Annotated in this window: 10 protein-coding genes and 1 pseudogene; 5 read left to right on the top strand and 6 right to left on the bottom strand. The window is 64.2% G+C overall.

The features are described 5' to 3' along the window. Positions 1–75 precede the first annotated feature (75 nt). Both J6525_RS29465 and J6525_RS29460 read left to right on the top strand, forming a co-directional pair. Entirely contained in the window at positions 76–1680 is a 1605-nt protein-coding gene (locus J6525_RS29465) for an ABC transporter substrate-binding protein (RefSeq protein ID WP_225647250.1), read from the top strand. A gap of 44 nt (positions 1681–1724) precedes the next feature. Further along, positions 1725–1866, top strand: a pseudogene (locus J6525_RS29460) (tripartite tricarboxylate transporter substrate binding protein BugD); the annotation flags it as partial. A 117-nt stretch (positions 1867–1983) separates the two neighbouring features. Here the strand turns inward: J6525_RS29460 and J6525_RS29455 are convergent. Further along, positions 1984–2961, bottom strand: a complete 978-nt coding sequence (locus J6525_RS29455) for a DMT family transporter (protein WP_225647249.1) — start codon at positions 2959–2961, stop codon at positions 1984–1986. A gap of 225 nt (positions 2962–3186) precedes the next feature. Between J6525_RS29455 and pstS the strand changes: the two genes are divergently transcribed. After that, positions 3187–4248 (top strand): phosphate ABC transporter substrate-binding protein PstS, encoded by a 1062-nt coding sequence (gene pstS / locus J6525_RS29450; RefSeq protein WP_225647248.1) that lies wholly within the window; start codon positions 3187–3189, stop codon positions 4246–4248. 14 nt (positions 4249–4262) lie between these two features. On the opposite strand, the gene J6525_RS29445 is transcribed toward pstS, so the two are convergent. The 3 genes from J6525_RS29445 to J6525_RS29435 form a co-directional block, all read right to left on the bottom strand. Beyond that, positions 4263–5273: a methyltransferase gene (locus J6525_RS29445; protein WP_057018393.1), complete on the bottom strand. Its 1011-nt coding sequence runs from the start codon at positions 5271–5273 to the stop codon at positions 4263–4265. 248 nt (positions 5274–5521) lie between these two features. After that, complete coding sequence (locus J6525_RS29440; protein ID WP_225647247.1) at positions 5522–7756, bottom strand: alkaline phosphatase family protein; 2235 nt, start codon at positions 7754–7756, stop codon at positions 5522–5524. A 250-nt stretch (positions 7757–8006) separates the two neighbouring features. Further along, positions 8007–8486, bottom strand: a complete 480-nt coding sequence (locus J6525_RS29435) for a PaaI family thioesterase (RefSeq protein WP_057018395.1) — start codon at positions 8484–8486, stop codon at positions 8007–8009. 173 nt (positions 8487–8659) lie between these two features. Between J6525_RS29435 and purL the strand changes: the two genes are divergently transcribed. Further along, positions 8660–10891, top strand: a complete 2232-nt coding sequence (purL, locus tag J6525_RS29430; RefSeq protein WP_225647246.1) for a phosphoribosylformylglycinamidine synthase subunit PurL — start codon at positions 8660–8662, stop codon at positions 10889–10891. A 104-nt stretch (positions 10892–10995) separates the two neighbouring features. Here the strand turns inward: purL and J6525_RS29425 are convergent, their stop codons facing one another. Further along, positions 10996–11256: a GlsB/YeaQ/YmgE family stress response membrane protein gene (locus J6525_RS29425; RefSeq protein WP_016843463.1), complete on the bottom strand. Its 261-nt coding sequence runs from the start codon at positions 11254–11256 to the stop codon at positions 10996–10998. A 107-nt stretch (positions 11257–11363) separates the two neighbouring features. Then, positions 11364–11840: a redox-sensitive transcriptional activator SoxR gene (gene soxR, locus J6525_RS29420; protein WP_057018397.1), complete on the bottom strand. Its 477-nt coding sequence runs from the start codon at positions 11838–11840 to the stop codon at positions 11364–11366. A gap of 131 nt (positions 11841–11971) precedes the next feature. On the opposite strand from soxR, the gene J6525_RS29415 reads away from it, so the two are divergent. Then, on the top strand, positions 11972–13087 hold the full coding sequence (locus J6525_RS29415; protein ID WP_225647245.1) for an efflux RND transporter periplasmic adaptor subunit: 1116 nt from the start codon (positions 11972–11974) through the stop codon (positions 13085–13087). The last annotated feature ends 30 nt before the right edge of the window (positions 13088–13117 follow it).

Raw genomic sequence — 13117 nt, 5'->3', positions numbered from 1 at the left:
CTTGCGTCAAGCCGCTCGCCAGACTGGCCTGAAATTTGCTGGTGATCTCCCGATCGATCAGGACGGGAGCGCATCATGCTCATTCGCAAGGCTCACTGCACGATTGCGTTCCTATGCGCGCTGCTGTGGTCGCATTGGGCGATGGCCGTGACCACGTTGCGCATCGCCATGACGGCGTCCGATATCCCGACGGCCACCGGGCTGCCGAATAACGGCTTCGAAGGCATGCGCTTTCTCGGTTATCCGATCTTTGAAGGTTTGGTGCTGTGGAATCTGAGCGGAACCGACCGCTTGGCGACTTTGCGTCCCGGACTCGCGGAGAAATGGGAACAGGACCCCGTCGACAACAAGACCTGGATTTTCCATCTGCGCCAGGGCGTCAAATTCCACGATGGTACCGATTTCAATGCCGATGCCGTGATCTGGAATCTCGATCGCTACTTCAACAGCGAGAGCCCGCAATTTGAGCCGCCGAGTTCGGCGATGTCGCGGGCGCGGGTCCCGGTGATGGGCAGTTACCGAAAGATCGATGACGTAACGGTGGCGATCTCGACGACGAAGCCGGCATCCTATTTTCCCTATATGGCGGTCTATCTTCTGTTCACCTCGCCCGCCTCATTCGAAAAGGCCGGCCGCGACTGGGCCAAGGTCGCGACGTTGCCGGCTGCCGGCACCGGGCCGTTCCGCATCACCAGGATTGTGCCGCGGCAAGAGGCAGATCTGGCGCGTTGGGACAAGTATTGGGACACGAGCAAGACAGCGAAGGTCGACAATGTCGTGTTGCTGCCGATCCCCGAGGCCAATTCGCGGCTGGCCGCCTTGCGTGCCGGCCAGGTCGACTGGATCGAAGTGCCGCCGGCCGATGGCGTCGACTCGCTGAAATCCGCCGGCTTCACCATTACCACCGGCTCCTATCCGCATGTCTGGCCGTGGTTCTACAACATCGGCGCCGCCAACAGCCCGTTCAAGGACGTCAGGGTTCGCCAGGCCCTGAACTACTGCATCGATCGGGACGGGCTGGTGTCCCTGCTCAACGGGACCGCAGAGCCGTCGGTCGGCTGGCTCAAGGCCAGCGATCCCGATTTCGGCGCGCCGGTCAATCACTACAAGTTCGATCCGACCAAGGGCAAGGCGCTGCTTGCCGAGGCGGGTTACACGTCGGCGAAGCCATTGGCGTTCAAGGTGCTGATCTCGAATTCAGGCTCGGGGCAGATGCTGCCCCTGCCGATGAACGAATTCCTCCAGCAGAACCTGAAGGAAGCCTGCGGGGTCGATGTGGAATTCGACGTCATCGAGTGGCAGGTGCTCCTGACGGCGGCCCGGGCCACGCCCGACAGCCCAACTTTGCGCGGCGCCATGGCGCTCAATATCAGCTCGCCTTCGTCGGACGCCGGCGTGATGGCGCGCTATTTCCTGGCCGCCAATTTTTCACCGAACGGTTTCAATTTCGAGCAATGGAAGGACGACGAGTTCGAAGCCGCACTCAAGACGATTTCGGAAGCGACCGATCCGAAAGTGATCTCGGCGGCTTACCGCAAGGCGCATGAGCGCCTCGTCGACGATCCGCCCTGGCTCTATATTGTCCACGATCTGAACCCTCGCGCGATGAGTCCGAAGGTGAAGGGTTTTGTGTCGCCCCAATCGTGGTTCGTCGACCTCACGCTGGTCAGCGTGCAATAAGCCGGGATCCAGCATCGTCGCCCGCATGGCTGCGCCCGAGTGCGAGCGAAGCGGTGAAGAAGCGGTTCGTCGACCTGTCGACGGTCGTACCCGACGCCAATGAACTCGCGCGCCGAGGTGCTGCAGCAACTCGTGACCCGCGACGTTGCGAAGTACCGCACACTGCTGGCGGACGACAAGAAGTAATTCTTGTTGGTCATTCCGGGGCGCGTCGTTAGACGCGAACCCGGAATCTCGAGATTCCGGGTTCGATGCTAGCGCATCGCCCCGGAATGACGTGGCTTGCTGAGACTGCTATGGTGCTCACAGCCGCCTGAGCCAGCGCTTGACCGCTTCGGCGGGCACCGTCATCGCGGCGACGCCGGCCATGACAAGCAAGAGGCCGAGCGCGAGATTCGACGGCACGGATTCCCCGAGCAGGATCACCGACAGCGCAACGCCGATCGGAATGCGCAAATAGCCCTGCGCATTGGTCGTGAGCGTGCCGAGTCGGGTCAGGCACATGTAGAACAGCATCAGGCCGAACGCGCTGGAGAAGATGCCCATCACGACGGTGGCGACCAGCGCCTGCGGCGTCGGGTGCAGGGTCCAGGGATGGTCGACGATCAGGGCGACCGGCAGCAGCACGGTGCCGCCGAACAAGAGCGAGCCGGCCGCCACGACCATCGGATCATAGTCCGACAGCCGAAGCCCGAAGATCGTGGCGCAGGCGAACGAGACGGTGGCGAGCAGGATCGCGATCTCGGCGAAGATCTCCTTGCCGAAGCCTGAGAGTGCGTCGAGGCCGATGATCGCGACCGTGCCGGCGAGGCCGAGGATCGCGCCGACCAGCTTGAGCAGAGAGGCCGGCTCGTGTCGCGTGATCGCCCAGGTGATGAGGAAGGCGAAGATCGGCGTCGTCGAGGCCAGCACCACGGTGTTGGATGCCGGCACGTAAAGCTGCGCCCAGGTGATCACCAAAAAAGGGATCGTGGAGTTGATGGTCTGCTGGAAGGCGAACAGTTTCCAGGCCTTGATGTCGGTCGGGATGCGGATGCCGCGAATGCGAAGCACGATGAGCAGGAAGGCGGCGGCCACCAGCGAGCGCGCGGAAATGAAGGTGACCGGCGGGATCGAGCCGAGCCCGATCTTGGTCAGCGGGTAGGTTGAGCTCCAGCAGCAGGCCAGCGCCAGCAGCAGCGCATAGTCGCGCCAGCCGCGCGCGCCCGGCGCTGGCGTGGGCGAGGTGGGCACTTTCGCGGGAGCCGTCACGCCGCCCGTTTTCGCTGTGCTCTTCGGCACCTTGATTTGGCTCCCTTCGCGCATTGGCGCGCGAAGCAGCAATCTAGCGTGGCGGCGCGGTGCAAGGCTAGGGTATTGAATCTACGCCGATATCCCGCTTGGAGGAATTGGTGCGGGCGCGTCTGAGGGACTGAGGCTGGAGGCGTCCCGACGCCTCCGGCGGATGTTACCGTTTTGTGACTTGGCCCACACGGGCGTCTGGCTCGTCCTGCTAGGCTCAGCACCATGACGAAGCATTTCAGATTACCGACCATTTTCACTGCGCTCGTCGTCGCAACGCAATGCTTCGCTGCGGAGACCAGGGGCGCCGGCTCAACCTTCGTGTCGCCGGTGATGGCGAAATGGATCGATGCCTACAAGGCCAAGACCGGCAACACCGTCAGCTATCAATCTGTGGGCTCGAGCATCGGCGTCGGCCTGATCAAGAAGGCCGCCGTCGATTTCGGGACGAGCGATATGCCGCTCGATCCGAAGGAACTGGACAAGCTCGGCATGGTGCAATTCCCGATCGTGATCGGAGGCGTCGTGCCGGTGGTCAACATCGCGGGCGTCAAGCCCGGCCAGATCCAGTTCACCGGGCAGCTGCTCGCCGACATCTATCTCGGCAAGGTCAAATCGTGGAACGATCCGGCCATTCAGGCGGTCAATCCCGATCTGAAGCTGCCGCGCACGGCGATCACCGTCGTGCATCGCCTCGATGGGTCGGGGACGACGTTCAATTGGTCGAACTATCTTGCGAAGGTCAGCGCGCAGTGGAAGGCAAGCGTCGGAGAGGGCTCGTTGGTCGAGTGGCCGGTAGGGCTCGGCGGCAAGGGTAATGATGGCGTCGCCTCGCTCGTCAGTTTGATTCCCGGGTCGATCGGCTATCTCGAATATGCCTACGCGCTGCAACGGCTTGACCGGATTTCCTTCGGTCTGGTGCAGAACAGTGCCGGCAATTTCGTCACTCCGGACGCCGCATCGTTCCAGGCTGCGGCGTCGAGTGCGGACTGGACGACGACGCAGGATTTTTACCAGGTCCTCACCAACGCTCCCGGCGAGGACGCATACCCGATCACGGCCACGACCTTCGTCCTGATGCACAAGCAGCCGAAATCGCCCGACGGGTCGACAACCGCGATCGACTTCCTGCGCTGGTCATTGCAGAGCGGCAAGCCGCAGGCTCAATTGCTCAACTACGTTCCCCTGCCGGCCACGCTGGTCGAGCAGATCGAGCAATATTGGCAGCACAATTTCGAGGCGCTCACGGCGTCGGCAGCGACGTCCGGAAAGCGGACTGATCGGTAGACCACGCGGATACGCTACTTAAATCCGATCACCATCGAATCCGGGCCAACGAGCGGTTCGACCCGCGTTCGGGAAAATCCGACGTCGCGCATCCAAGCCTGACAGTCTTCGCCTGTGTAGTCAAACCCACCGGCGGTTTCGATCAGCATATTCAAGCTCATCAAAAGCCCGAAAGCGTTTTCGCGGCGATCGTCATCGATGATGGCGTCATAAACAATGATTGCGCCACCTTTCGGAAGCGCATCGAATGCCTTGCCGAGAAGCGCCCGTTTCTTGGCAAGGTCCCAATCATGAAGGATGTGACCCATGATGATGACGTCAACCTCCGGCAGCGGGTCCTCGAAGAAGTTTCCTCCCCGAAACCGCACCCGATCCTCCAGCCCGCGCTGAGCGATAAATTCCTCGAACACCGGCTTGACCGCGGGAAGGTCGAAGCCGATGCCGGTGAGGTGCGGATGGTCGTGTGCGAGCGTGGCAGGCACCATGCCCTGAGCCGAACCGAGATCCATGAAAGTCTTGTACTCGCTCCAAGGGAACTTGCCGGCAATAGCATGCGCCGCACCCGCGCTTATTGCGCTCATCGCGGTCAGAAATCCCCGCAACCGATCCGGATCGGCATACAATGCCGCAAATAAGTCTTCTCCTCCGCCCTTGCCCTCGTTCTGCAATTCGCCGCTGCGCAGGGCCTCCGTGAGCGATCCCCAAAAGCCATAGAGCCGGGCATTCGCCATCTCCAGAATGCCTCCGATGTAGGATGGCTTGGCGCGATCGAGATACAGGTCCGTGTCCGGGGTGTTGCTGTAGATGCCGTTCTCGCGCTCAAGCAATCTGAGCGCCACCAGCGAATCGAGGAAGTCGCGGGCCGATCGCTGATGCAACGCAAGCGTCCTTTGCAGCGTCGGCAGGTCGGCGGGGCCATCGGCCAACGTACTGAACACGCCCAGTTCGACGGCGCTCAAGAGCGTTTTGGACGCCCAAAAGCCCAGACCAATCTGCATAATATGTTCCGGTGTTGCCGCGCTCATGACTTGATCCCAATTGGTTGTCACTGCTGGTGCAGCCGGGTGAACATGTCGTCCCTGGTTCGGGCCTGGTGCGCCGGGAGGGTGGCAGGGGTTCACCACGGCGTCATTTCAAATAACGGCGAATAAATTTGATTTTGACACTTCCGTTCGGTGAACGCCAGTGGCGCAGGATTGGCGAGAACGAATCAGCGATGGACGCCGCTCCGGCGTCCATCGCGTGAGCTGTGCCTGAAATGCCGGACCATGCTCTAGCGCAGGACCTGGCCCAGCACCTCGCCGTCGACCTGCTGCGGTGCCGAACCGAGGATCCGCATGATGGTCGGCGCCACGTCGATATTGCGCATGTGCCGCACCACGGTGTCCTTGCGGATCTGCGGGCCCGCGGCGATGAACGTCGCGCTCATCACCGGAAGCTCGGGGTCGTGACCGTGGGCGCCATAGAAGTTCGGCATCGACAGCATGGTGGTTGCCGCGTTGAACGGCGCGTCGCCCTGGCGCGCGACCCCGGGGTTCTGGATGCCGTCGAAATTGTAGCCGGGCGCCATCAGCGCGAACACGTCGCCATAGTCCTGGCCGATGGTCTTGCTGATGCATTGTCCGGTTCCGGCGTCGCATTGCAGCGGCCGGGTCTCGACGACGGTGAAGATGCGCTGGTCCTTGAGTGAGTAGTTGAAGCGGGCGTTGGGGTCGACCGCGTTCTTCACCGCGTCGGTGATCTGCGCCACCAGTGTGCGGTAGGTCGCCAGATCGACGGTGCCGCCGAGCTCGCGGTTCTGCAGGTTGATGTAGATGTCGGCGGCGGGGCCGGACGTGCGGATCCCGACCTTGCTGGTGTCGATACCGGCGTTGCGCAGGATGTTGGTGAGATTGACCGAGGTGTGGAACGGCGCGAAGCCGTGGTCCGACACCACGATCACGTTGCTGTCGCGGCCCGCCGCATCGGCGATCTGCTTCACCGCCTTGTCGGCCGTCTGGTAGGCGAAACGGATGTAGGACGCGTAGCGCTTGACCTTGGCAGCATCCTGGTTGGCGCCGATCGAATTCGGATCGGTCGGGTTGGTGCCCTGACGGGGATCGGTCAGCAGGAACTGGTGCTCGGAGCCATCGGGCTGCTCGATATAGACCATGACGAGGTCGGCGTCCGGATGGGTCTTGATCGCGCGCTCACCGATATTGGCCTGGTAGCGCACGAAGGTCTTCACCATGTCCTCGAACATCGTCTCGATCTCGACGTCGGGGAAGCCCGTGAAGCCCGGGCTCAGGCGCTCCGGGATGCGGAAGTCGGCCTGCGGACGCCAGAACCCGATGTTGTTGTTGATGTCGTCGACGTCGGCGAGAACAGGCGTGTTGCGCGGGATGTAGTTGGCGCCGTAGCGGGCGAAGCGCACCACCGAGAGATCGGGAGACAGCGCAGAGACGAAGTACGCGGCACCAACCTTCGCCCCGCTGCCTTCAAAGAAGAACGGTGCGTTCTCGCCGCCGAACTTGACATAGGCCGGCCCGGTCGACGGCGCGTGGAACGGTCCTGCGGTGATGCCGCGGTTGGCATCGAAGAACACCAGCGTGTCGTAGTTCACCTTGCGATCGTTGGTGGTGTCGATCGCGGCGACGCGGATCGAATATTTGACGTCGAGCGTCGAGGCGTTGGTGCAGGTCGCGGTTGCCGCGGCCGAGCAGGAGAACGTCTCGATCGGTGCCGAGGTCACCAGCACCGGGCTGAACGAGAAATGGCCGGCAGCCTGCAGTGCCGTCACGATGCTCGGGTCGGCCGTGAAGTCGCCTCGCGACAGCGAGAAGCCCTGGGCCCCGATGCCGCCGAACGCGCCGAACGGGACCGTGAAGTCGGTGATGCGGGTCGGCTGGGCCGGCTGCACCACGGTCTTGTTGATGGAGATGTCGGCGCCGTCGCCGCCTGGCCAGGTCGCCGTGACGACCTTCTTGCCCTGCTGGCGCAGCTGCACCCACAACGGCACCGCCGTCGGATGCGGCGATGGCCCAAGCGGATTCTCGCTGTAGCCGCCGATCGGTGCCGCAAAGCCGCTGATGCTGCCGGAGATCGGCCCGACGATCGGCTCGAACGTGTTCGAGGGGATGTCGTTGTGGACCGCCGTGGAGCCGGTCGCGATCGCGATATGCGACACCGCGGTGAGCGACGGTGACGCCGTCACGTTCTGCAACGCCACTGCGCCGCGCCGGCTGAGCCGGGCGAGGCCGCCGTCGCGCGGCAGCACGCCTTCCTCGATGAATTTCTGGATGAAATCGGGCTTGGCACCGTCGAGCGAGATCATCACCACGCGCGGCTTGCGGCCGTGATGACCGCCGTCATGATCCTGGTCTTGATCCTGATCGTGACCGCGAGCATCGCCAACGCCGCGATCACCATTATCGCCGTCTTGACCGGCGCGCGCCGGAGTTGCAGTCCACACCAGCGATGCGACAAGCGACATCGCCGTCGTAACGGAAACGAACGTCTTCAACTTCATGAGAATGCCCCAACTTCGCTGCGCGAACGCACAAACGGAAACCGCTCAGCAATCTTCGGGGGCTTGCCTGACGCGCATGTGACGCGCGCGCGACGACGCAACGACAGTGCGTCGATGCGTCACAACCGCAGTTCGCATTGCCTCACGCGAAGAACGCGCGTGAACACAACGCGCTAGAGCTGTGCTGTCGATTCAATCCGTGGCGATGTAACGGCTGGATGACGGCGAGCGTCCACAGACGTCACACGCTTTACGCCGTTGCCTGCGCCGGCGCCCTGCGCTTCACCCGCTTGATGGTGCCAGAGAAGGTGAACAGCGGCCGCTCCGCCGATGTCAGCATGCCCCGCACGAAGATCAGCGACATGCCGGCGCGGGTGACCTCGCCGGTGCACTCGATCAGGTCGCCCTCGCGGGCGGCGTCGAGGAATTCCGAGGCGAACGACACCGTGACGCCGGGGCCCTGCAGCACCGAGCCGGCGAGCGCGAACAGGCAGTAATCCGCGAAGGTCATGAAGCAGCCGCCGTGGACGTTGCCGGAGCCGTTGAGGTGCTTCTTGCCGACCCGGAACGCGCAGGTGATGCGGCCGTTCTCGTCCATGCGGTGGTAGAACGGGCCGGTATGGGTCTCGAAATTGTCCCGGGTCCAGGTTCGCCAGCCGGCGAATTCGCCCTCGGTTTCGACGTGCAGGTCGGGGCGGCGGTTGAATGCGGTTTTGGCGAGCTCGTTCACGAAATATGGCCTTCAATTATCGGGTTCGGGTCCTTAAATCCGATCCATCCCCATTGTGCAAATCCCGGGACCAAATCCCGGGCCGCGGCCAGCTGCCGCAAAGCTCTGGACAGGCCGGAAATGGGCCCTAAAAGGCCTTTTCGCCCCCGTTCTATCTACCTATTAAGGGTCCCATGAACGCGCCCAAGAACGACGCCAAGAACGAGCCCCAAATCACCCCCGAACTCGTCGCCGCCCACGGGCTGAAGCCGGACGAGTACGAGCGGATCCTGAAGCTGATCGGGCGGGTTCCGACCTTCACCGAGCTCGGCATCTTCTCGGCGATGTGGAACGAGCACTGCTCGTACAAGTCGTCGCGCATCCATCTGCGCGGGCTGCCGACCAAGGCCCCCTGGGTGATCCAGGGTCCCGGCGAGAATGCCGGCGTGATCGACATCGGCGACGGGCAGGCCGTGGTCTTCAAGATGGAAAGCCACAACCATCCGAGCTACATCGAGCCCTACCAGGGCGCGACCACCGGCGTCGGCGGCATCCTGCGCGACGTCTTCACCATGGGCGCCCGCCCGATCGCCTGCCTGAACGCGCTGAGCTTCGGTGCGCCCGAGCACCCCAAGACCCGGCATCTGGTGTCCGGCGTGGTCGCGGGCGTCGGCGGCTATGGCAATTCCTTCGGCGTGCCGACGGTCGGCGGCCAGGTGCGTTTCCACACCCGCTACGACGGCAACATCCTGGTCAATGCGATGGCGGTCGGCCTCGCCGATGCCGACAAGATCTTCTACGCGGCGGCCTCCGGCGTGAACATGCCGATCGTCTATCTCGGCTCCAAAACCGGCCGCGACGGCATTCATGGCGCCTCGATGGCCTCGGCCGAATTCGACGACGCCTCCGAGGAGAAGCGCCCGACCGTGCAGGTCGGCGATCCCTTCGCCGAGAAGCTCTTGCTGGAAGCCTGCCTCGAGATCATGGAAAAGGGTTGCGTGATCGCGATCCAGGACATGGGCGCGGCGGGCCTGACCTGCTCGGCGGTCGAGATGGGCGCCAAGGGCGATCTCGGCGTCGAGCTCGACCTCAGCGCGGTGCCGACCCGCGAGACCGGCATGAGCGCCTACGAGATGATGCTCTCGGAGAGCCAGGAGCGCATGCTCATGGTGCTCAAGCCCGAGAAGGAGAAAGAGGCCGAGGCGATCTTCCGCAAATGGGGGCTCGATTTCGCCATCGTCGGCTACACGACGCCGACCAAGCGCTTCGTCGTCAAGCATGCCGGCGACGTGATGGCCGACCTGCCGATCAAGGAGCTCGGCGACGAGGCGCCGGTCTATGACCGTCCGCACGTCGCCTTGAATGCGCTGCCGGTGATCCGTGGCCAGGACGTCAAGCCGCCGCTCGGCATCGCGGACGCGCTGGAAAAGCTGATCGGCACGCCCGAGCTGTGCTCGAAGCGCTGGGTGTGGGAGCAGTACGACCACGTCATCCTCGGCAATACCATGCAGCGCCCCGGCGGCGATGCGGCGGTGGTTCGCGTCGAGGACGGACCGAAGGGCCTTGCGCTCACCGTCGACGTCACGCCGCGCTATTGCGAGGCCGATCCGTTCGAGGGCGGCAAGCAGGCGGTCGCCGAAGCCTGGCGCAACATCACTGCGGTCGGCGGCCGGCCGCTCGCGATCACCGACAATCTCAATTTCGGCAATCCTGAGCGGCCTGAAATCATGGGCCAGTTCGTCGGCTGCCTGAAGGGCATTTCGGAGGCCTGCCGCACGCTGGATTTCCCGGTCGTGTCCGGCAACGTCTCGCTCTACAACGAGACCAACGGCCGCGGCATCCTGCCGACGCCCTCGATCGGCGGCGTCGGCCTGCTCGACGACTTCACCAAGTCCGCGACCCTGGCGTTCAAGGCGGCCGGCCAGGCGATCCTCCTGGTTGGCGACACGCAGGGCTGGCTCGGCCAGTCGGTCTATCTGCGCGACGTCTGCGGCCGCGAGGAGGGCGCTCCGCCTCCGGTCGATCTCGCTGCCGAGAAGCGCAATGGCGACGTGGTGCGCGGCATGATCCACGCCGGCACCGCGACCGCGGTGCACGACGTCTCCGACGGCGGTCTTTTGATCGCGCTCGCCGAAATGGCGATCGCAAGCGGCATCGGCGCGCAGCTCCTGGCCGCGCCGTCCTCGATCGTGCCGCATGCCTATTGGTACGGCGAGGATCAGGCCCGCTACATCGTCACGGTGCCGGCCGCCGACGCAGGCCTCGTGCTGGCCAAGATGAAGGGCGCCGGCGTGCCCTGCGCGCGCATCGGCACCACCGGCGGCGACGCGATTGCGGTGGCTGGGGAGTCGCCGGTTGCGGTCGAAAGCCTGTCGCGCGCCTTCGAGCACTGGCTGCCGAACTACATGCACGGCGCTGCCGCCTGATTCGAGCGAATCGGGGGCTGCGGCGCATAGCAAAGATCTCAATGGCGCGATGAACCCATCATCGCGCCATTTCTATTCCGAACGTGATCCCTTCGGATCATGCCTTATGTCGCGCCGCGGACCGCGCGCCAGGCAAAGATGATGATGCAGGCGCCGATGAAGCCGGCGACGAGATAGCTGAGCCAGCCTCCGCCGAGCGACACGCCGAGCAGACCCAACAGCCAGTTCGCCAGCGCGGCGCCGACAATGCCGAGGATGATATTCATGAAGATGCCGGTTCCGGACTTCATGAACATCTCGGCGAGCCAGCCCGCCAGTCCGCCGACGATGATGGCGGCGATCCATCCAACTTGAGGGTCGTTCATCTCAAGACTCCCTAGGGTCAAGCAGTCCGGCCAGCATACCTGAGAATCACCTGGCGGGATGTGACCAAAGGCAGGTTGTGCGCAACTTGTCGGCCGCGAAAATGCCGTTAGCCCCGCCGCTTGCGCCGCGCCCGGCGTTCGGCCGCGGTGATCAGGATGCGCGGGCCCGGCCCTTGGGCGCCGAGCTTGTCGTCGCAGTTGCGCAGTGGGCAATCGGTCACCGACAGGCAGCCGCAACCGATGCAGTTGAACAGCTTGTCGCGGAGATCGGTGAGATCGTTGATGCGCTGCTCGAGCGTCTCGGTCCAGGCCCGCATCGCGCGCTCCCATTCGCGCACGGTCGGCGCGCGATCGAGCGGTATCGCGGCGAAGGTCTGCCTGATCTCCTCCAGCGGGATCCCGGCGCGCTGCGCGATCCTGATCACCGCGATCCGCCGCAGCACGCCGCGCATGTAGCGGCGCTGGTTGCCGCCGGTGCGCCGGCTCGCGATCAGTCCCTTGCTCTCGTAGAAGTGAAGGGTGGAGACGGCAAGCCCGCTGCGCCGCGCCACTTCGCCGACTGAAAGCTCCTGCGCAAGCGTCATTGCAAATCCTGGATTAGAAGTCCTGCAAGCTGCCAGCCTTGACCTCAACCATACTTGAGGTTCTATATCAGTTGCGGGCTTGCAGGGGCAAGCTTCCGGCCGACACGCCGGGGTTCGTTCTTGGAAGCAATATGCCGTCCGCATCATTTTCGTCGCGCCGCTGGCTCGGGCTTCGTGCCAGGCCGTTCGGCATCACCGTTCTGTTGCTCGCCTGTGCCGCGGCCGGCTTGTTTGCCTGGCGCGCAGGCGGATCCAGCGCCTCGGCCAAGCCCACCGCCGAAGCCCCGCCGACGCCGGTCGCGGCGATGGTGGTGCGGACCGAAACCCTGCCGCGGTCGATCGAGGCGATCGGCTCGCTGCAGGCGGTGCGTCAGGTGATTCTGGCGCCGGAGGTTGCCGGCCGCGTCACCGCGATCAATTTCGATGCCGGCACTGATGTCGCCGAGGGCGCGCCGCTGGTGCAGCTCTATGACGCGCCGCTGCGCGCCGCGCGTGCGGTTGCGGTCTCCAAGGGACGTTTCGCGCAATTGCAGGAGAAGCGTTCGCAGGGCCTCGCTCCGTCCGGCTTCGTGACCCAGGAGACGCTGCAGCAGCGGCAGGAGGATCTGAAGCAGGCCGACGCCTCGCTCGATCAGCTCGATGCGCAGATCGCGCAGATGACGATCCGCGCGCCGTTCGCGGGCCAGATCGGACTGCGCAAGGTCAATCTCGGCCAATACGTCAATGCCGGCGATGCGCTCGCGACGCTGACCGCGCTCGACCAGCTCTATGCCAATTTCACCGTTCCGCAGCAGCGCCTGTCAAATCTGAAGGTGGGAGGCGCGGTGACGATCCGTACCGATGCTTTCCCCGATCGGGTGTTCGAGGCCAAGATCAACGCCATCGAGCCGCAGGTCGCCGAGGACACCCGCAATGTCCTCGTGCAAGCCCTGTTTCCTAATCCCGACCGGCTGCTGCGGCCGGGCCTCTTCGTGATGGTGAACGTCGTGCTGCCGCCGCAGGCCGACGCCATCGTGGTGCCGGTCACGGCGATCCAGACCAGCGCATCCGGCGAGAGCGTGCTGGTCGTGCGCGACAACAAGGCGGTCGGCGTCGCTGTCAAGACCGGGCAACGGATCGGCGAGCGTGTCGTGGTGGAGCAGGGGCTTGCGCCCGGCGATCACATCGTCACCGCGGGCCAGCTCCGCGTCATGCCCGGTGCAGCCGTCCAGACGATCATGGCGGAGACGCCGGAGAAGGGACGCTGACCCGCGAGCGGTAGGCGACCAAAGGCAAGC

Origin of the sequence: Bradyrhizobium australafricanum (genome assembly GCF_020329495.1) — a bacterium.
GTDB classification, from domain to species: Bacteria; Pseudomonadota; Alphaproteobacteria; order Rhizobiales; family Xanthobacteraceae; genus Bradyrhizobium; species Bradyrhizobium australafricanum.
This window is presented reverse-complemented; position numbering and strand designations above follow the sequence as displayed.